This is a genomic window from Nocardia sp. NPDC055002 (genome assembly GCF_053608825.1).
In genome coordinates, this window is the sequence record NZ_JBSGWE010000009.1 from 1 (window position 1) to 20208 (window position 20208).

At 69.4% G+C, this 20208-nt stretch carries 16 protein-coding genes; 6 read left to right on the forward strand and 10 right to left on the reverse strand.

Going from position 1 to position 20208, the window contains the following annotated elements; all coding sequences use genetic code 11:
- Positions 1-92: 92 nt before the first annotated feature.
- The 4 genes from bioD to ACWF99_RS28745 are packed head-to-tail and all read right to left on the reverse strand — an operon-like array spanning position 93 to position 3771.
- Positions 93-773, reverse strand: a complete 681-nt coding sequence (gene bioD / locus ACWF99_RS28730; RefSeq protein ID WP_452537915.1) for a dethiobiotin synthase — start codon at positions 771-773, stop codon at positions 93-95.
- On the reverse strand, positions 770-1969 hold the full coding sequence (locus ACWF99_RS28735) for an 8-amino-7-oxononanoate synthase (RefSeq protein WP_452537916.1): 1200 nt from the start codon (positions 1967-1969) through the stop codon (positions 770-772). Before ACWF99_RS28735 ends, bioD begins: the two co-directional genes overlap by 4 nt.
- Positions 1966-3243: an adenosylmethionine--8-amino-7-oxononanoate transaminase gene (locus ACWF99_RS28740; protein ID WP_452537917.1), complete on the reverse strand. Its 1278-nt coding sequence runs from the start codon at positions 3241-3243 to the stop codon at positions 1966-1968. Before ACWF99_RS28740 ends, ACWF99_RS28735 begins: the two co-directional genes overlap by 4 nt.
- Before the next feature lie 60 nt (positions 3244-3303).
- A complete protein-coding gene (locus tag ACWF99_RS28745) occupies positions 3304-3771 on the reverse strand; it encodes a MarR family winged helix-turn-helix transcriptional regulator (protein ID WP_452537918.1) in 468 nt (155 codons plus the stop codon).
- Positions 3772-3800: 29 nt separating this feature from the next.
- On the opposite strand from ACWF99_RS28745, the gene ACWF99_RS28750 reads away from it, so the two are divergent.
- The 3 genes from ACWF99_RS28750 to treY all read left to right on the forward strand — a co-directional run bounded on the left by ACWF99_RS28750 (position 3801) and on the right by treY (position 8952).
- Positions 3801-4346: a cupin domain-containing protein gene (locus ACWF99_RS28750; protein WP_378636800.1), complete on the forward strand. Its 546-nt coding sequence runs from the start codon at positions 3801-3803 to the stop codon at positions 4344-4346.
- Positions 4347-4413: 67 nt separating this feature from the next.
- Entirely contained in the window at positions 4414-6516 is a 2103-nt protein-coding gene (gene glgX / locus ACWF99_RS28755) for a glycogen debranching protein GlgX (protein WP_452537919.1), read from the forward strand.
- A 48-nt stretch (positions 6517-6564) separates the two neighbouring features.
- Positions 6565-8952: a malto-oligosyltrehalose synthase gene (gene treY, locus ACWF99_RS28760; RefSeq protein WP_378636841.1), complete on the forward strand. Its 2388-nt coding sequence runs from the start codon at positions 6565-6567 to the stop codon at positions 8950-8952.
- 83 nt (positions 8953-9035) lie between these two features.
- Here the strand turns inward: treY and ACWF99_RS28765 are convergent, their stop codons facing one another.
- Complete coding sequence (locus ACWF99_RS28765; RefSeq protein ID WP_378636795.1) at positions 9036-9455, reverse strand: hypothetical protein; 420 nt, start codon at positions 9453-9455, stop codon at positions 9036-9038.
- A gap of 26 nt (positions 9456-9481) precedes the next feature.
- Positions 9482-9838, reverse strand: a complete 357-nt coding sequence (locus tag ACWF99_RS28770) for a nuclear transport factor 2 family protein (RefSeq protein ID WP_378636793.1) — start codon at positions 9836-9838, stop codon at positions 9482-9484.
- A 158-nt stretch (positions 9839-9996) separates the two neighbouring features.
- Between ACWF99_RS28770 and ACWF99_RS28775 the strand changes: the two genes are divergently transcribed.
- Positions 9997-12831, forward strand: a complete 2835-nt coding sequence (locus ACWF99_RS28775; RefSeq protein WP_452537920.1) for a helix-turn-helix transcriptional regulator — start codon at positions 9997-9999, stop codon at positions 12829-12831.
- 40 nt (positions 12832-12871) lie between these two features.
- Here the strand turns inward: ACWF99_RS28775 and ACWF99_RS28780 are convergent, their stop codons facing one another.
- Positions 12872-13087 carry a hypothetical protein gene (locus ACWF99_RS28780; protein WP_378636789.1) on the reverse strand — a complete coding sequence of 72 codons (216 nt, stop codon included), beginning with the start codon at positions 13085-13087 and terminating at the stop codon, positions 12872-12874.
- A 97-nt stretch (positions 13088-13184) separates the two neighbouring features.
- Here ACWF99_RS28780 and ACWF99_RS28785 point away from each other — a divergent pair, with 97 nt between their 5' ends.
- Both ACWF99_RS28785 and ilvA read left to right on the forward strand, forming a co-directional pair.
- A complete protein-coding gene (locus ACWF99_RS28785; protein ID WP_378636786.1) occupies positions 13185-13619 on the forward strand; it encodes a nitroreductase family deazaflavin-dependent oxidoreductase in 435 nt (144 codons plus the stop codon).
- 88 nt (positions 13620-13707) lie between these two features.
- Positions 13708-15060: a threonine ammonia-lyase IlvA gene (gene ilvA, locus ACWF99_RS28790; protein WP_452537921.1), complete on the forward strand. Its 1353-nt coding sequence runs from the start codon at positions 13708-13710 to the stop codon at positions 15058-15060.
- A gap of 16 nt (positions 15061-15076) precedes the next feature.
- Here ilvA and ACWF99_RS28795 read toward each other — a convergent pair whose 3' ends face one another.
- From ACWF99_RS28795 to ACWF99_RS28805, 3 genes are all read right to left on the reverse strand, one after another.
- Positions 15077-16327, reverse strand: coding sequence for a serine hydrolase domain-containing protein (locus tag ACWF99_RS28795; RefSeq protein ID WP_452537922.1), 1251 nt, complete (start codon positions 16325-16327; stop codon positions 15077-15079).
- Positions 16328-16402: 75 nt separating this feature from the next.
- On the reverse strand, positions 16403-18154 hold the full coding sequence (treZ, locus tag ACWF99_RS28800) for a malto-oligosyltrehalose trehalohydrolase (protein ID WP_452537923.1): 1752 nt from the start codon (positions 18152-18154) through the stop codon (positions 16403-16405).
- Positions 18155-18199: 45 nt separating this feature from the next.
- Complete coding sequence (locus ACWF99_RS28805) at positions 18200-20125, reverse strand: hypothetical protein (protein ID WP_452537924.1); 1926 nt, start codon at positions 20123-20125, stop codon at positions 18200-18202.
- Positions 20126-20208 lie beyond the last annotated feature (83 nt).

The window sequence follows — 20208 nt, forward strand, 5'->3', positions numbered from 1 at the left end:
CCTCGTGTCCCAGCCAGTGGCTGAGTCGGTGTCCGTGTCGCTCTGACTCGAATAAAGTTACGTGCCGACCAACACGAAGTCAAATCGGCTGGTCAAGGGTGGTTTCCAAACAGCGGACCGGCGGTGAACCAGCTCGGTGCGGCCGCGGTGAAGCGGTGGCGGTCCCACTGTCCAGCGCCGGCGGGGATCGCGCCGACTATCGGGGTCTCGGTGACCCGCGGAAGGTCGTCGCGATTGCACCGGGAGGCGAGGTCGGGATCGATCGGCCAGGAGCCGATCACCAAGCCGGCGCAGGGAACACCTGCCGCGGCGAGGGTCCGGGTGGTGAGTTCGCTGTGGTTGAGGGTGCCCAGGCCGGCTGCGGCGACGACCAATACCGGTGCACCGATCTTCTGGGCGAGGTCGAGCAGGGTGAACTCGCCCATCCGCACCAGCAGTCCGCCCGCGCCTTCGACCAGCACAAGGTCGGCATCGGCCAGCGATTCGACGGCGGCGACGGTGTCGCTCAGGGTCAGCAGTGGCATGGCCGCGCGGCGCGCGGCGGTGTCGGGAGCGAGTGGTTCCGGGTAGCGAGCGAGCTCGAGGGTGCGGGTCACCCCGGTCAGGCGGGCGACCTCGGCGAGGTCGCCGGGTTCGCCCGGGGCGATGCCGGTCTGCGCGGGCTTGCAGACAGCGACGGTGCGCCCCGCGGCCCGCGCGGCCGCGGCCAGTGCGGCGGTGACGACGGTTTTGCCGACGTCGGTCGAGGTGCCACTGATCAGCAGGACAGTCATGCCGTCACCGATTCCTTGCCGCGGGCCGACGCGAGAACATCGCCGAGGACCTCGGCGATCGTCTCGAGCTCGGCGGAAGTCAGGTCGGCGCGGGCGGTGAGGCGCAGCCGTGAGGTGCCTTCGGGTACCGACGGCGGGCGGAAGCAGCCGACGTCGAGGCCGCGGGCGCGGCATGCCTGCGCGGCATCGAAGGCGACTTGCGCTTCGCCGAGGACGACGGAAACAACCGCGGAGTCGGGTTCGCAGACCCCGGCGATCCGGGCGATGTCGGCGGCCCGGTCGAGAACGCGGGTGGCCATCGACGGGTCGCGGCGCAGCAGCGCCAGCGCGGCGCGGGCAGCACCGACCGCGGCGGGAGCCAGGCCGGTGTCGAAGATGAAGGTGCGCGCGGCATCGATGAGGTGGGCACGGATTCTGGCATCGGCCAGGACGACGCCGCCCTGGGCGGCGAATGCCTTCGACAACGTCGCGGTGATCACGAGGTCCGGTTCGCCCGCCAAGCCCAGCTCGTGCACGAGCCCACGTCCGCCCTCGCCACGGACCCCGAGTCCGTGCGCTTCGTCGACGATCAGGATCGCGCCGTTCGCACGGGTGACGCGGTGCAGGTCGGCCAGTGGTGCGAGATCGCCGTCGGCGCTGAAGACCGAATCGGTGAGCACCAGCGCGCGCTCTTCGGTGCGCTCGGCGAGCAATCGTTCGATCGCGGCGACATCGCGGTGCGCAGCGATCGCGACTCTGGCGCGAGAAAGCCTGCACGCGTCGACCAGGGAGGCGTGCGAGCCCGCGTCGGAGACCACGAGGGTGCCGCGCCCGGCCAGCGCGGTGACCACGCCGAGGTTGGCGGCGTAGCCAGTCGCGAAGACCAATCCTGTTTCGGCGCCGACGAATTCGGCCAGTTCGAGTTCGAGGAGTGCGTGCTCGGTGGTCGTGCCGGTGACCAAGCGAGAGCCCGTGGAGCCTGCTCCCCAGCGACGCACCGCCTCGATCGCGCCCTCGACGACCTCGGGGTGCCGGTGCAGGCCCAAGTAGTCATTGGAGGCGAGGTCGATCGCGGACGACTCGGCGACGCGCTCGCGCAGGTGCCTGCGTAGCCCCGCGTCGACCCGTTCGGCCGCACGCTCGTCCAACCACCTCAACGGATCCGTACTCACAGTTGAGCAGCATACTTGAACAGCGTTCAGGACGGTCGAGCTCATGCGATCGAGGCCTTCACCGCCGCGCCCACGGCCTCGGTGATGGTGGCGATGTCGGCGCTGGTACTGATGAACGGGGGCATCGTGTAGACCAGGTTGCGGAACGGGCGCAGCCAGGCGCCCGCGTCGACGGCGGCATCGGTCGCGGCGCGCATATCGACGGGTTCGTCGAGTTCGACGACGCCGATCGCGCCGAGCACGCGGACTTCGGCGACGCCGGGCAGCTCGGCCAGCGGCGCGAGGCCGGCCCGCAACTCCGACTCGATCCTGGACACCTCGCCTCGCCAGTCCCGCGAGCGCAGCAACTCGATCGAGGCGACCGCGACGGCGCAGGCCAGCGGGTTGCCCATGAAGGTCGGCCCGTGCATCAGTCCGCCGTGTGCCGCGCTGATGGTCTCGGCGATCCGCGCGGTGCACAGTGCCGCCGCCAGGGTGAGGTAGCCGCCGGTCAGCGCCTTGCCGACGCACATCACATCGGGTGCGACGCCCGCGTGATCGGCGGCGAACAGCTCGCCGGTGCGGCCGAACCCGGTGGCGATCTCGTCGAAGACGAGCAGCACGTCGTTGTCGTCGCAGATCCGGCGCAGTTCGGTGAGGTAGCGCGGATCGTGCCAGCGCATGCCGCCCGCGCCCTGGACGACCGGTTCGACGATCACCGCGGCCAGTTCGTCGCGATGGGTGGCGACGGCGCGTTCGAGTTCGGCGACGTAGCCGGGTTCGAACTCTCGTGGCGGCGCGGGGACGAAGACCTGCTCGGTGAGGACGTCGGTCCACAGTGAGTGCATGCCGCCATCGGGGTCGCAGACGCTCATCGGGGTGAAGGTGTCGCCGTGGTATCCCCCGCGCCAGGTGAGCAGCCGGTTCTTCGCCGGGCGCCCGGCGCCGCGCCAGTACTGCAGGCACATCTTGGTCGCGACCTCGACCGATACGGAACCGGAGTCGCAGAGGAAGACCTTGTCGAGACCGGCGGGCGTGAGTTCGACCAGCAGTTGGGTCAGCCGGGTGGCCGGTTCGTGGGTGAGCCCGCCGAACATCACGTGACTCATGCGCTGGGATTGCGCGAGCAGGGCAGCGTCGAGGACCGGGTGGCAGTAGCCGTGGACAGCCGCCCACCACGAGCTCATCCCGTCGACGAGTTCACGGCCGTCGGCGAGAGTGAGTCGCGTTCCTGCCGCACCCGCCACGACCAGCGGCTCGGTGGTCGCGGGGAATCCGCCGTAGGGATGCCAGACGTGTTCGGCATCGAGGGCGGTGATCTGCTCGGGGGTCAGGTCCACAGGTTTCCTCGTCGTCGCCCGGTGCTGCCGAGACGACAGCCTTGAACACTGTTCAAGTTATCACTCGCCGTCGTCGGCGGACCGGGTGTCGGCGTGAATCGCGATCGCGGCGGGCAGCCGAGCGAGGGCATCGCGGACCACGGCGAGCGATTCCGCACCCAGCTCGGCGGCGACCACCCGTTCGATTCGCTGGATGTGCTGCCCGGCCAGCGCCACCGCCTCCCGACCGGCTGCGGTGGCGACCACCAGCCGCGCGCGCCCGTCCGCGGGATCGGGCGTGCGCCGCACGTATCCGCACTTCTCCAAGTGGGTGACCAGCTCCCCCATCGACTGCTGGGTCATCCCGGCGGCCTCGGCCAGCGCGGTCACCCGGGAGCCTTCCGGTGCGAGGTATCGGAACACCGCGTAGTGCGCTGGGCGCAGGTCGGTTCCGAGCCCGGCGCGCAGCGCGGGGTTCAGCGCGCGCTCGTAGGCATCGGCCGCCTGGACCAGCAGTTTCAGCAAGGAGGACCGCTCAGCCATTGACATATTAGGAAGGTTACCTTTATATCTGGATCATGGCTGCCATCGGTTCCGTCCTCACCTTTCGCAACGGGCATCGGGTCACGCTCGTCGATCGTGGCGCCGACGCGCAGGGCGCCTATCTACGACTCGAACATGTACTGCCGCACGTCGGCCGGGAAGCGGGCCCGCACCGGCATCCGGAGATCAGCGAAACCTGGACCATTCGCACCGGTCAGGTGCGCTTCCGGATCGGCGGCGAAGAGATCGTCGCGAAGCCCGGCGACACGGTCACCGCTCCCCCGCGCGTGGTGCACGAGTTCTGGAACGAAGCCGGCGACACCGTGATGGACCACGTGATCCGTCCGCCGCTGCGGCACTGGGAGATGTTCGCGTTCTGGAGCGGCCTCGACAACGCGAACAAGACGACCACGAGCAAGCTCCCCCGCAATCCGCTCGCCCTCGGGCTGCTGTGGGAGTACCAGGACGGCTATCTCGCCGGTCCGCCCGCATTCCTGCAACGGCTGATCTTCGGCGGACTGGCCGGGCTCGCGCGGCGCACGGGCTACGCGCGGCGGCTGCTCGCGACCGCATCGGCCTGAGCGGCGGTCAGCGAGCGGCCGGTCACATCGTGCGCGGTGGGGCCCGGGGTTCCATTACTGTCGTAGCATGTCGAGCCCGAACGACCGACCCGAGGTGTGGCCGGGCACCGCGTATCCGCTCGGCGCGACCTACGACGGCGGCGGCACCAACTTCTCGGTGTTCTCCGAAGTCGCCACCGAGGTCGAGCTCTGCCTGATCGCCAAGGACGGCTCCGAGACCCGCGTCGACCTCGACGAAGTCGACGGTTACGTCTGGCACGCCTACCTGCCCTCCGTCACCCCGGGGCAGCGGTACGGCTTTCGGGTCCACGGTCCGTACGATCCGGAGCGCGGATTGCGCTGCGACCCCAGCAAACTGCTGCTCGACCCGTACGGGAAGGCGTTCGACGGCGAATTCGTCAACGATCCCTCGCTTTACACCTACGGGCTTGATTCGCTGGGCAACACGATGACCGGGGTGGTGATCAACCCGTTCTTCGACTGGGGCCCCGATCGCCCGCCGAACCGGCCGTACCACGAGACGGTGATCTACGAGGCGCACGTCAAGGGCCTGACGATGACGCACCCGGATATCCCGGAGGATCTGCGCGGCACCTACGCGGGCCTGGCGCATCCGGCGATCATCGGGCATCTGAAGTCGCTGGGCGTCACCGCGATCGAGCTCATGCCGGTACACCAGTTCTTCCACGATCACGTGCTCACCGATCAGGGATTGCGCAACTACTGGGGCTACAACAGCATCGGCTATCTCGCACCGCACAACCAGTATTCGGCCCGGCCGCGCGGCGACGGCGCGGTCGCGGAGTTCAAGGCGATGGTGCGCGCGATGCACGCCGAGGGCATCGAGGTGATTCTCGACGTCGTCTACAACCACACCGGCGAGGGCAACCACAACGGGCCGATACTGAGCCTGCGCGGGATCGACAACGCCGCGTACTACCGGCTCGACGAGGCCGACCCCGAGCACTACAAGGACTACACCGGCACCGGCAACAGCCTCAATGTCCGGCATCCGCACACGCTGCAACTGATCATGGATTCGCTGCGGTACTGGATTCTGGACATGCACGTCGACGGCTTCCGCTTCGACCTCGCCGCCACCCTGGCACGCGAATTGCACGATGTGGACCGGCTTTCCGCGTTCTTCGACCTGGTACACCAGGATCCGGTGGTGAGTCAGGTCAAGCTCATCGCCGAACCGTGGGACGTGGGCGAGGGCGGCTACCAGGTCGGCAACTTCCCCAGTCTGTGGACCGAGTGGAACGGCAAATACCGGGACACAGTCCGTGACTACTGGCGTGGGGAGCCCGCGACATTGGGCGAGTTCGCCTCTCGGCTCACCGGATCGTCGGATCTGTACGAGTCGACGGGCCGGCGGCCCGGTGCCAGCATCAACTTCGTCACCGCGCACGACGGCTTCACGCTGCGCGACCTGGTGTCCTACAACGAGAAACACAACGACGCCAACGGTGAGGGCAATCGGGACGGGGAAAGCCACAACCGATCGTGGAACTGTGGTGTCGAAGGCGAGACCGACGATCCCCGGGTCCTCGCGCTGCGTGCACGTCAGCAACGCAATCTGCTGGCCACGCTGATTCTGAGTCAGGGCACGCCGATGCTCGCCCATGGTGACGAGATCGGACGCACGCAGCTCGGCAACAACAATGTGTACTGCCAGGATTCGCCGCTGGCGTGGATGGACTGGTCGCTGGCGGAATCGAATGCCGACCTGCTCGAGTTCACCCGCACGGTGATCACCTTGCGCACCGAACATCCGATCTTCCGGCGTCGCCGCTTCCTGGCCGCCGGGCCGAGCGACGATCAGGGCCACCGGCGCGAGATCGCCTGGTTCGCGCCCGCGGGCACCGAGATGACCAACGACGACTGGGACAGCGGCTTCGGGAAATCACTGGCGGTGCTGCTCGACGGTGACGGCATCGCCGAACCGGGTCCACGGGGTGAGCGCATCACCGACGACTCGTTCCTGCTGTGCTTCAATGCGCACGACGAAGCGATCGATTTCGTCCTGCCCGGACCGGAGTTCGGCGCGCAGTGGTCGCTCGCCCTGGATTGTTCGACCCCGACCGGCGCGGCCGACGCGGTGTACGCCGCGGCGGCGACGCTGCCGGTCGCCAGCCGCTGCCTGCTCGTATTGCGCCGAACCACCTAGCCGCCGAGCGAGACGATGACCGAGACCTATGTGACCGACCCGCTGACCATGCTGCATCGCGCGCCCGTCCGGGCGGGCACGGTGCGCAGCACCTACCGGTTGCAGCTGCGCCCCGACGCGCTCACCTTCGCCGATGCCCGCGCCATCGCCGAATACCTGCAGCAGCTGGGCATCTCGCACCTGTACCTGTCGCCGATCCTCACCGCGACGCACGGGTCGACACACGGTTACGACGTCACCGACCCCACCACGGTCTCCGCCGCGCTCGGCGGGCCGACCGGCCTCAAAGCGCTCTCCGACGAAGTGCGAAGCCGGGGTATGGGATTGATCGTCGACCTGGTGCCCAACCATGTGGGCGTCGCCGATCCGCGGCAGAATCGGTGGTGGTGGGATGTGCTGCGCAACGGCCAGAAGTCGCAGTACGCCAAGTATTTCGACATCGACTGGAGTTCGGGCAACGGCGCGGGCGGGCGGTTGGCGCTGCCGGTCCTGCAGAACGAGAACGACCCGGCCGCGCTCACCGTCGACCGGTCCGGCGCGGAACCGATGCTGGCATTGCACGATCTGCGATTCCCGATCGCGGCGGGCACCGACGGCGACAACGCACTGCGCATCCACGACCGCCAGCACTACCGGCTGGTGAGCTGGAAAGCCGGGGTGTGCACGTATCGGCGGTTCTTCGCGGTGAACAGTCTGGCCGCGATCCGGCAGGAAGACCCGGAGGTGTTCGAGGCGACGCACCGGGAGCTGGCGGCCTGGTGCGAACACGATCTGATCGACGGCGTTCGCGTCGATCATCCGGACGGCTTGTCGTATCCGAGCGCGTATCTGACCCGGTTGCGCAGGCTGATCGGGCCGCAACGGCTCCTGCTCGTCGAGAAGATCCTCGCCAACCGTGAGCCGTTGGACGCGACGCTGCCGGTCGACGGCACCACCGGCTACGACGCGCTCGCCGATCTCGGTGGGGTGCTGATCGATCCGGCGGGCGAGGCGACGCTGACCGAACTGTCCCAGCACGTCGCGGGGCACGGCAGCGACCGGGCGTGGTTCGGTGAAACCGAGCATCGGATCAAGCGGGCCGTCGCCGAAACCATTCTCGCGCCGGAGATCCGGCGATTGGTCGCCGCGATCAAACGCGACGGCAACGCGGGCAGTTTCGACACCCTCGCGGTGAGCAACGCGACCATCGAGGTACTGGCTTTCATGCCGGTGTACCGGGTGGATTACGCACCGCTGGCCGGGATGACGGCCGCGGTCGTGGCGGAGGTGGAGAAGCGCAACGCCGAGCTGACGGCGCCGCTGTCGGTCCTGGTGACCGCGCTGTCGGTGGGGGGTGAGGCGGCGACGAGGTTCTCGCAGGTGTGTGGGGCGATCACCGCCAAGTCGGTCGAGGACACGATGTTCTATCAGGGTGCGCGGCTGGTGTCGCTACAGGAGGTGGGCGGCAATCCGGCCCGATTCGGCCACTCCGTCAACGACTTCCACCTGTCCAACAGTGAACGCGCGCAGCGCTGGCCCGCGACCATGACGACGATCTCGACCCACGACACCAAACGCGGGGAGGACGTGCGTGCCCGGATCGGGGTGCTGTCACAGGTCGCCGATGTCTGGTCGCAGCGGGTTCGAGGCTGGCTGGAGACCACCCCCGCGCCCGACGGGGCCACCGCGTTGTTCCTGTTGCAGAACATGTTCGGGGTGTGGCCCGCCGACGGGCGGCCCGCTTCGTCGGTGCCGGGGCTGCGGGACCGGCTGCACATGTTCGCGGAGAAGTCGATTCGCGAGGCGGGCACGAAGACTTCCTGGGAGGAGCCGGACGCGGCGTTCGAATCGGCCGTGCACGGCTGGCTCGACGCGGTGATCGATGGGCCGGTCGGTACCGGCATCGGCGATCTGGCCCACGAGCTCGCGCCGCACGCGTGGTCGGACGCGGTGTCGCAGAAGCTCTTGCAGCTGGGCGCGCCGGGGATTCCCGATATCTATCAGGGCACCGAGTTGTGGGAAGACTCCCTCGTCGACCCCGACAACCGGCGGCCGGTGAACTTCGCCACCCGGGTCGGGATGCTCCAGTCACTCACCGACACACCGACTCTGGACACCACCGGTGCGGCGAAGATGTGGGTGGTCGCCTATGCGCTGTGGTTGCGCCGGGAGCGGCCGGAGTGCTTCGTCGGCGGGATGTACCGGCCGCTCTATGCCATCGGTGAGCACGCGCATCGGTTCATCGCCTACGGGCGGGGGCCCGCGGGCGAAGCCCCGGAGGTGATCGTGGCGGCGACCCGGCATTCGGTCGGGCTCGGCACCGCGGGCTGGCTGGACACCACTTTGCCGCTGCCGCAGGGCAACTGGACCGATCGGCTCACCGGAAACACCTTCGCGGGTAGTGCGCGGGTGGACAAGCTGTTCGCTCGACTTCCTGTCGCGTTGCTGGTGCGCTGACAGCACGAGGGCAGCACACGCGAGCCCGAAGGCGCGCGCCGGCGAGGGACCGACACTGCGTGAGTCGGTCCTTCGTGTCCAGCTCAGTGACTACGACGTAGTCCCAGATACTGCAGCGCGGCGAATCCGCCGACGGTCACCGACTGCAGCACCGCCCATACCGCGCCCACCGTGGTGAGACCGAGCGCACCGGTCGACAGCGCGGCGAGACTGGCCACGACCCAGGCGGTGTTGCCCGTCGCCACCGCCGACGCCGCGGCCCGGTTGACCGGTGCCGATCGGCTGACGATCGCGACGGCCAGGCCGTAGGCGGTGAGGAAGGCGCCGATCGCGAGGCCGACACCGGCATCGAGTCCGAGTAGCCGTTCCAGCGGTTGCGCCAGTGCCAGGTAGGCCAGGCCGTTGGCGGTGGTGACGACGGCGTCGAGGCGCAGCGACAGCCGCAGCAGGTTCTCGCCGGAGGCGAACAACGCGGACAGACGGGACGGAGCGGTGGTGGTCATGGCGGATCTCCTTGGCTGCGAGAGGGTTAGGTGGTGGCGGGGACCTGGTCGAGGAAGCCGTAGACGCTGTCGATGCGGCCGTCGGTGAGGACGGCGACGTCGAAGCCGATCACCACGGCAGGGGCGTCGGCGGGGCCGAGACCCCAGGTGAAGCGGACCTGGTCGTGATGGGCGTCGACGGGACCGGCCAGGGTGAATGTCCAGTCGGGGAACTGAGCCTGGACACCGGCGATCGCGGCCTCGAGTTCGGCGTGGCCGGTGACCGCGACCAGCGGGTCGACGTAGCGGGCCTGCGGGGTGAACAGACGGGCGACGGCGGAGCGGCGGGCGGCGGGCTCGCGGGTGTTCCACGCTTCCAGGTACTGTGCGACGACGGTGTTCATCTCGACCTCCGAAATAGGCTGTGAGCTGGTGTTTCGCTGGTTGTTCCTGCGATGGACACAACGTTATGGCGTGCGGGGGGTCGGTCGAATCAGTCGCGTATAGGTACTTTTCCCGGCGCGACTGCCCGCGGTACCGGTACGGCGATACGGTGGAGCCCATGCTGCACGGACGCGATGCCGAACAGGCCAGGATCGATGACCTGCTCGGCGGGGCACGCGCGGGGCGAAGCGGGGCCCTGGTGGTGCGCGGCGAGGCCGGAATCGGGAAGACGGCGCTGCTGGATTACGCGGCAGCGCAAGGTGTTCCGACAGTGCGTAGCGCGGGCATCGAGTCCGAGGCCGAATTGCCCTTCGCGGCACTGCATCTGCTGGTCCGGCCAGGCATGGAGCTGGTGCGCCAACTGCCGTCGCGGCAGCGTGACGCACTCGAGGCGGCGTTCGGGCTGGGCGAGGGCGCGCCCGCCGATCGGATGCTGATCGGGCTGGCGGTACTGACCCTGCTCGCGGAGGAAGCAGCCAACGGGCCGCTGCTGTGCCTGATCGACGACGCGCATTGGCTGGACCGGGCCAGCGCGGAGGCACTGCTGTTCGCGGCGCGCAGGCTCCAGGCCGAAGGGGTGGTGATGCTGTTCGCGACGCGCTCGGGACCGCAGGACTTTCCCGCGCCCGGGCTGACAGAACTCGCCCTGTCCGGTCTACGTCCCGATGCGTCGGCGGCACTGCTCGATGCCGGTACAACCCCGCTGAGTCCGGCCGTTCGGTATCGATTGCTCGCCGAGTCGGGCGGTAATCCCCTCGCGCTGCTGGAACTTCCGGCAGTAGTCGGCGACGGCAGTGTCGATGACGCGAATCCGTTGCCGTTGACGCAGCGGTTACAGCTGGCCTTCCACGGCCGCGTCACCCGCTTGCCCGCGGCGACGCGGACCGTGCTTCTGGTCGCGGCGGCGGCCGGTGCCGCGGACCTGGCGCCGATCCTGCGTGCCGCGGCCGGTCTCGGTGCGTCACTGCCGGATCTGCAACCCGCCCAGGACGCGGGCATGATCGGCACCGACGGTCAGGTGCTGACCTGGCACCACCCACTGCTGCGGTCGGCGGTGTACCAAGGCGCCGCGCTCACCGACCGACTCGCTGCCCACCGCGCCCTGGCCGACGCACTGAGCGGCGACGACACCGCGGACCTGCGGGCATGGCATCTCGCCAGCGCCGCAACAGGTCCCGACGAGAACACCGCCACCGCACTCGAGCACACGGCCGACCGTGCCCGGCGCCGCCACGGCCTCCATGCCGCCGTGACCGCCTACGATCGCGCGGCCGCGCTGAGCATCGACGCGAGCGCGCGCGTGCGCAGACTCGTCCTCGCCGCCGAGTCCGCGACGGAGGCCGGCCTCACCGACCGCGCGGAGCGACTGGCCGAGCGAGCCGCGTCGCTGTCGAGCGAGGTCCGGAAGCCGGCGGGCGAGGCTGCCCCCGGCGGCCGAGCAACCGGCGGCCCGACGGAGCAGGCGGCGCGGCCTGGCGAACGAGGGCCTGTCAGCTCTGCCGGGGTGGTCGCCGGGAGTGGCGAGCAGGCCACCGCGCCCGAGGAAGGCGGAGCCGCGTTCGAGCTGCGGCTGGACCTGGTACGGGCGCAGGCCGAATTCGCGGGCGGCAAACCGGGTTCCGCGCATCGGCGGTTGATGTCAGCGGCCGTCGCGATGCGCGCATCCGATCCCCGTGGCGCGTCTCGGATCCTGACCAAGGCCGTGCACACCGCGTGGTACCTCGGACCCGACGAGCTCGACGAGGTCGCCGATGTCCTGGCGACGCTGCGACTGGTGGAGGAAGACCCGGCGACGCCGATCGCGCGATATCTGACCGGGTCGGTGACAGGTCAGCGGGTCGCCGACCTGCGGGACGCGGCGGCCGCCGCCCGGACCGGCGGGGCGGACAGTCCGGCCGACCTCGTGCAGCTGTGTGGCAGCGGTTTGGTCGTCGGGCAGGACGAGCAGGTCGAGGAACTGGCAGGCGAGTTGATCAGGGAATGCAGGGAGCAGGGGCGGATCGGGTTGCTGGCGCCGCTGCTGTTCTTCCGATCCGAGGGGTTGTTGTTCGGCGGGCGACCGAGGGAGGGCCGGATCGCGGCCGAGGAAGGGCTGCGGATCGCACAGGACATCGGGCAGGCGCAGTGGATCAGTCAGATCCACGCATTTCTCGCGTATCTCGCCGCGCTACAGGGTGATTCGACATCGTGTCGAGACCATGCCGAGCGTGCGGCGGCCGAGGAGTTCGGCGGGCCGGGCGCGGTCGGTGCGTCGTGGGCGCACGCGGCCGTGGCGCTGCTGGCACTCGGCGAAGGAAGGCTGGAGCAGGCAGGGACCGAGCTCGCGCATATGACGATCGAACCGGCGCGACACCACGTCATCGGGCTGCGCACACTCCCGGATCAGATCGAGGTGGCGGTTCGGCTCGGCGCGACCGACCGCGCTGCCGAGGCGCTGGATCGGCTCACCGCCTGGTCGCAGCGGGCCGAGCAGGACTGGATCGCAGCGCTGGCGGCCCGTGGACGCGCGTTGCTGGCCGACGGCTCGGCGGCCGAACAGCACTTCGTGGCCGCGCTCGCCGCCAACCGGCCGTTCGACGAAGCCCGCACTCGGCTGCTCTACGGCGAGTGGCTGCGCCGCGACAAGCGCAAGGTCGACGCGCGGACCCAGCTGGAACAGGCGACAGAGCTGTTCGATCGGCTCGGCGCGGCACCGTGGAGCGAACGCGCGCGCACCGAACTGGGCGCGCTCGGTGTCGGAACCGGTACGCGTGCGAGCGGCGGCCCGCTGAGCCTGCTCACCCCGCAGGAATCACAGATCGTGCGGCTGGCCGCGCAGGGATTGTCGAATCGGGAGATCGCGGCACGGCTGTTCCTGAGCCACCGCACCGTCGGCCATCACCTCTACAAGGCGTATCCGAAGCTGGGCGTGCTGTCGCGCGGTGAGTTGAGTTCGCTCGACCTGACGGAATGATCCGCCATCCGGGGAGAACGACCCTGGCCCGGTGCCCGAATCAGTTGCGCGACGCGGTGCGGGTGGCGCCGACGGTCCAGCGGACGGCGGCCACGGCGGCGGCCGCCAGAACCGCGACCTGCGGCGACCCGATGATCAGCAGCAACAGCGCGGCGACCACGAGCGCGGCGGCGAGCGCCTCGAGCTTGTAGACCGGCCAAGCGCTACCCGCGATGTCGACGGTCGCGGATGCTGCCGATGAGGTGAGCACTGCCATGCAGACCAGGATAGGCGTACATCGAAGTTCGGTCCACCGAACTTGTTCGAGTGGCTCTATCGGGAACATCACAGGGCGATGGTTCGTTGTGCAGGTCATGCCACTCACAGGAGAGTACGCACCGAGCACTTCGGACTGGGCACGCGAACAGGCCGAGACCTACGAGAACTCCGGCGGCGCCGAGGGCACCTCGTTGCAGGGCAAGCCCGTCATCCTGCTCACCACCAAGGGCGCCAAGACCGGCAAGCTGCGCAAGACGCCGCTGATGCGGGTCGAGCACGACGGCGAGTATGCCGTCGTCGCGTCGCTGGGCGGGGCGCCGAAGAATCCCGTCTGGTACCACAACATCAAGGCCGATCCGCACGTCGAACTGCGCGACGGCACCACCACCAAGGACTACACCGCACGCGAGGTCGTCGGCGACGAGCGAGCGCGGTGGTGGGAGCGCGCGGTCGCCGTGTGGCCAGACTACGACGAGTACACGAAGAAGACCGATCGCGTGATCCCGGTCTTCGTCCTCACACCGCGCTGAACCGCAGGTCCGAGCCCACCCGCCGCGGTCGCCCCGGCGGGTGGTTCCGCTCGCCGAGCGCGCGAACCGCCTCGGTAGCATTGTCCGGGTGTCCCCCATCGCTGACGTCGCCGAAGTGTCCGTAATCCGTCCGCCGCTCACCGCGGACGAGATCGACGCCGCCGCCAAGCGAATTTCCGACATCATCGAGCCGACTCCGCTGCAGTACAGCGCGCGGCTGTCGGCGAGCACCGGTGCGCAGGTGTACCTCAAGCGCGAAGACCTCACCGCGGTTCGCTCCTACAAGCTGCGCGGCGCCTACAACCTGATGGTGCAGCTCACCGCCGCCGAGCGCGCGGCCGGTGTGGTGACCGCCAGCGCGGGCAATCACGCGCAGGGCGTGGCGTTCGCCTGCCGGGCGATGGGTGTACGCGGGCGCATCTATGTGCCGACCACCACCCCCAAGCAGAAGCGCGACCGCATCCGCGTGCACGGCGGCGAGTTCGTCGAGCTGATCGCCGTCGGCGAAACCTACGACGCCGCGGCCGCGGCCGCCGCCGACGATGTCGCCCGCACCGGCGCCACCATGGTGCCGCCGTTCGACGACCCGCGCACCGCCGCGGGTCAGGGCACTATCGCCGCGGAGTTCCTCGACCAGCTCGGCACGGCCCCCGACCTGGTGATCGTCCCGGTCGGCGGCGGCGGCTGCCTCGCCGGCATCGGCACCTACCTGCGCGAACGCGCACCGCACACCGGCCTGCTGGCCGTCGAACCCGCGGGCGCGGCCTCGCTGACCGCCGCGCTGGTCGCCGGCGCACCGGTGACGCTGCCCGAGATCGACCCGTTCGTCGACGGCGCCGCCGTGCGCCGCATCGGCGAACTGCCCTACCGGGCGGCCGCGTCGTTCGGCGGCCGGATGGTCTCGCATGCCTCGCTGCCCCTGCTCACCACACCCGGATCCTCCACCGGAACAGCGGCTTTCCGGGTGATGCTGGTCGACGAGGGCGCTATCTGCACCGCGATGCTCGACCTCTACCAGAGCGAAGGCATCATCGCCGAGCCCGCGGGCGCGCTGGCCACCGCGGCCTTGGCCGAGATCGACATCGCGCCCGACAGCACGGTCGTGGTGCTGGTCTCGGGCGGCAACAACGATGTGTCGCGCTACGGCGAGATCATCGAGCGCTCACTGGTGCACCGCGGTCTCAAGCACTACTTCCTGGTCGACTTCCCGCAGGAGCCCGGTGCGCTGCGCCGCTTCCTCGACGATGTCCTCGGCCCCGACGACGACATCACCATGTTCGAGTACGTCAAGCGCAACAACCGGGATACCGGGGCCGCGCTGGTCGGCATCGAGCTCGGTGCTACCGACAACCTGTCGTCGCTGATGCACCGCATCGAGGAGTCCCCGATCCAGGCCGAACGCCTGGAACCGGGCTCCCCCGCCTATCGCTACCTGACGTAGGTTCGCCGCGCGGCGGTCACGCCGCCGCGCGGTCCTCGCGGTGTCCGGACGTGCGACTCGCGCGCACGCTCGACACGACCAGCGGCAGCAACCAGCCCATGGCGAGCTGGTCGTAGGGCAGCAGAATCTGGTCGAGACGGTTGTGCACGTAGGCCACCGAGAGACCCGACTGCGGGTCGACCCAGCCGAACGAACCGCCGAGCCCGATATGGCCGAAGCCGTGCCGCGCGCCGGGGACGGGCAACGAGTGGTAGCCCAGGTGCCACATCATCGGCAGGTAGAACAGCGCGTGGTCGAGCCGGTAGCTCTGCACCCGGCGGATCGCGGCGTGCGTGCTCTGCTGCAGGTACGGCGTGCCGTCGACGGTGACGCCGTCGGCCAGCGCCGCGTACATCTTCGCCAGTCCGGCGGCGGTCGCGACGCCGTTTCCCGCGGGCATCTCGGTGTTCAGGATCGTGGGGTCGTCACCGTCGAGGATGCCGTCGAGGCCGGGCACGAACAGGCAGCGGGCGGCCGCGCCGAGCGGTCCGGGCAGCCGGAATCCGACATTGGCGAGGAAACTGGCGGCGATGGGATGCGCGGCGAAGCTCATGTGCGCGCCGGCCAGCCGGGCGTATTCGGTCGACGAGTCCGCGGCGGGGCGACCGAGGTGGATGCCGTCGATCCCGAGCGGATCGGTGACCTCGGTGCGGATCAGCTCGCTCATGCTCCGGCCGGTCACGCCCCTGGCCAGGCCCGCGAGCAGCCAGCCGTAGGTCAGCGCGTGATAGGTGGGGGTGCCGAGCATCCGGTCCGGGGTGGCCATGGCCAGGCGGTCCTCCATCAACTCGTGATCGAGGGCTTCTGCGGCGGTGGTGGCGACCGAGGACAGCGACGACAGCCCGGAGCGGTGGGTGAGCACGTCGGCGACGGTGATCGCGCCCTTGCCGTGCGCGGCGAAACGCGGCCAGTATTCGGCGACCGGCGCCTGGTAGTCGATCAGTCCGCGATCGGCGAGCCGGTGGATGACGGTGGCAGTGACGCCCTTGGTCGCGGAGAACACGATCGCGCCGGTATCGGCGGTCCACGGCCGGTCACCCGCACTACCGGTCCAGAAATGGGCGAGTGGTTCACCGTGCCGATAGATGGCGAGTGCCCCGCCTGCGTCGCGGCGATGGCCGATCAAGGTGGCGAAAGCGCGCACCAGGGGACCGAATCCGGCCGGGGCATAACCCCCGACACCGGCCGGTAAGGCAGTGCTTTCCTGCCCGTAAGCGTCGTTGCTCATCATCCGACTATACGGCGTTATGCCCATTCGGCAACGCCGCGTTTCGGACTGTGGCCGACCCGTAGCCCGGCGTCATCACTCGGTGACCACCGTCCCCGCGCCGTCACCTTCCTCGAGCACGGCGAAACTGTGGCCCGAAATCAGTGTTCCCGCACCGCTTTCGGTGGCAGGTGACCAGGCCAGCAGCACCCGACCGTGCACCGGGATCACGACTTCGTCCTCGGCGAGGTTGCACACCACCGAGATTCGGCCACGACGCAGGATGAACCAACGCTGTGCTTCGTCATAGTCGGCCCACACCCGTTCCAGCCATGGATCGGCGAACTCGGGCCGCGACTTGCGCAGGGCGAGCAGGCCGCGGTAGCAGGCGAGCAACCGGGCATGCGGTTCGCGACCGACCTCGGTCCAGTCGAGCTTGGAGCGGGTGAAGGTGTCCGGGTCCTGCGGGTCGGGCACCTCGTCGCTGGACCAGCCGTGCTCGGCGAATTCGGCCCGGCGCCCGGCGGCGGTGGCCGCGGCGACGACCGGGTCGGTGTGGGAGGTGAAGAACTGGAACGGGGTGCGCGCGCCCCACTCCTCCCCCATGAACAGCATCGGCGTGCTCGCCGAGAGCAGCACCAGCGCCGCCTTCACCGCGAGTTGACCGGGGGTGAGGTAGGCGCTGGGCCGATCACCGATCGCGCGATTGCCGATCTGATCGTGATTGCAGGTGTAGCCGAACAGCGCGCTGCCGGGGATGAGGTCGCGACGCAGCGGCGCGCCGTGAGTGCGGCCCCGGAAGCTGGAGTAGGTCCCGGCATGGAAGAAGCCGTGGGTGAGTGTCTGCGTGAGGCAGGCCAGTGAGCCGAAATCGGCGTAGTAGCCCTGCCTTTCGCCGGAGACGGCGGTGTGCACGGCGTGGTGCAGGTCGTCGTTCCACTGGCCGGTGAGCCCGTAGCCGCCTGCCGCGCGCGGGGTGATCAGGCGGGAGTCGTTGAGGTCGCTCTCCGCGATCAAGCTGAGCGGTCGGCCCAGATGTGCTGCCAACGCGGTGGTTTCGACGACGAGCTCGTCGAGCAGGTGGGTGGCGGTGCGGTCGACCAGCGCGTGGACGGCATCGATGCGCAAGGCGTCGAGGTGGAATTCGCGCAGCCAGCGCAGGGCGTTGTCGATGATGTAGGCGCGGACCGCGTCGGAGCCGGGCCCGTCGAGGTTGAGGCTCTGACCCCAGGTGTTGCGGCCCGCGGTGAGGTAGGGGCCGAAGCGCGGCAGGTAGTTGCCGCACGGGCCGAGGTGGTTGTAGACCACGTCGAGGCAGACCGCGAGGCCACGGGCGTGGCAGGCGTCGACGAAGCGTTGCAGGCCGTCGGGACCGCCGTAGCTTTCCTGTACCGCGTACCATCCGACGCCGTCGTAGCCCCAGTTGTGGGTGCCGTCGAAGGCGTTCACCGGCATGAGTTCGACGGTGGTGACGCCCAGTGTCACGAGATGGTCGAGGTGCTCGATCGCCGCGTCGAAGGTTCCTTCGGGGGTGAAGGTGCCGATGTGGAGTTCGTAGAACACCGAGCCGGCCAAGGGTCTGCCGGTCCAGTTCCGGTCGGTCCAGACCGTCTCGTCCAGGTCGTGGACAGCGGAGGTTTCGTGCACGCCGTCGGGCTGGCGGGCCGAGCGTGGGTCGGGCAACACCATCGGGTCGTCGTCGATCAGGAATCCGTAACGGGAACCCTGACCTGCGTCGACGCGGACCGACCAATTGCCGCCGCCGCTTCTTCGCATCGGGTGCTCGACCCCGTCCAGTTGCAGCCGCACCGCCCCCGCCTCCGGCGCCCACACCCGAAACTGCCTCATCGGCCCAGCATCGCATGCCCCGCGCCGGTGTGCTCGATCAACGATTCACCGCGCGTGTGCGGCGACCCCGACCGGTCCGGCGCCGACACACAGCGACTGCCGCTCGTCGAGGGATCTGATCCGCAGGGTGTCGCCGCCTCCGAGCAGCCGGATGTACACGGTGTTCAAGCCCGCGCGCACGTCGGCGATCGTCTCGGTCTCGCCCTCGAAGGACAGCGCGATCCGGCCGTCACGTTCGGCGTTGTAGTTCACCTGGGCGGTCCAGTCGCGGATCTGCATGGGGCCGTCGAGGGGGAGGTTGGCGCCGGTGGTGCCGTGCACCCGGTACCCGCAGCGGGGTTCGGGGCCCTCGACGATGGCACGGTTCCACCAGACCTGCGCGGGGACGACGGCGCCCTCGTCGGTGATCATTCGCAGGCGCGGAGTCGAGAGGGCGAAGGTGGTGGGGGTCGAGATCGGGGCGAAGACACGGTCGGTCATGTTCTCGGGGAAGGCCAACGGGTTCAAGACGTTCCACGGAACCTCTTGGGGCAGCAGCGGCGCGTCGGCGGCGCCGGGGAGCGCGGCTCGCACGCCGCTCACGTAGGTGCGGGCCGGGCTCGGTTCCCAGGATTCGGTGAAGGTGATCGTCGAGTACACACTGCTCGCGAGGAACACGACGATCGCCGAGACACCCACTATCTGCCGAGCTCGACCATCGCGTCCCACCTCGACCGGAGCCGATCCGCTGACGGTGCGCGCACGTGCCGGATCTACGCCGGCCGGAATTCGCTGGTGTGCAGGCTCGTTCGATCCGAATACAGAACTCCACCGGTGCCGACGGGGTGCCAGCGTGATCAACGCGAGCGCGACGGTCGCGATGACGGCGAAATCGGCGAAGTAGCGCACCGATTGGAGGAGCAGACCTGCGGTACTCGGGCCGTCACGCAGGAGGACGACGGGCGCGATGGTCAGGACCGCGTATCCGGCGGCGCTCACCCAGATCGCACCGACCCGGCAGCGGGTACGAATCGTCCACGCCGCGAACAGGATCAGCGACAGCCAGCTCAGCGTGACCAGCAAGCTCGGCGAGTCCGCCCACGGGGTGGCGGGTTGCCAGCGTTCCCAGCGCCATGGACCGCCGAACAGCGCGGGTACCAACCCGTCGGACAGCGCGCGGCTCCACAGGGACCCGGGATGTTCGGGAGCCGAGAGTCCCCTCGGGCGTTGGATGACGAGCAGAAAACCCGCCGACCACGTCAGCAGCACCGCGCCGCCCGCCGCCCACAGCGCGCCCCCACGCCGAGCGGCTGCCCGCACGGATCGACCCGTCACGTGCGCGGCCAGCACTGCCACCGCGAAAGCCACCGGCAGCACGACCACCGATTTCTCGAAGAACAGCAACGCCACCGCGAACACCACAGCCCCCGACACCGCATATCGACGCCGCCCGGTTCGCACCAGCCGCACCGCGTCCGCGCTCACCCATGCCAGCGCGAGCTGCAACGGCAGCGCGTTCACCGCCGCCGACCACCAGGCGAACGCGGGCACCGTCAGCGGGACGAACAGGTAGAACGCCAGGGGTCCGAGCAGGCGGGTGCGGACCCCGAGCAGCACGATCAACAGTCGCAGCACCGCCAGCGAAGCGAGCAACTGCAACCCGGTCAGCACCACGACAGCGGCTGCCCAATTCAACGGCGCCACCTCGGTGACCAGCCAGGTCAGCACGAACGCCAACGGCATGACGTGCCCGTCGTGACTGGTGAACAGCAATTCCGTCGAGAGCACCGGCTGGCTGCTCACCCGGCCGATCAGCAGGAAATCGTCCCAGTAGAAGAATCCGGACGCGGCCACCCAGCCGCGCAGAACCAGCTGCGCCACGATCAGCGCCGCCGCGACGAGCAGCACCGTCCGCCCGGTCATCCGCCACGGCACCGGCCGCGACGGGTCACGGGAGTGCGGTGGCGAGTCGAGCAGCGGCACGGACGTCACGTCTCTCGACGCTAGCCCGTAGTTCGCGGGGCGGCCATCACGACCCACCACAGGGGAGTCACCGAGGGGCTGTGTCCACCCAC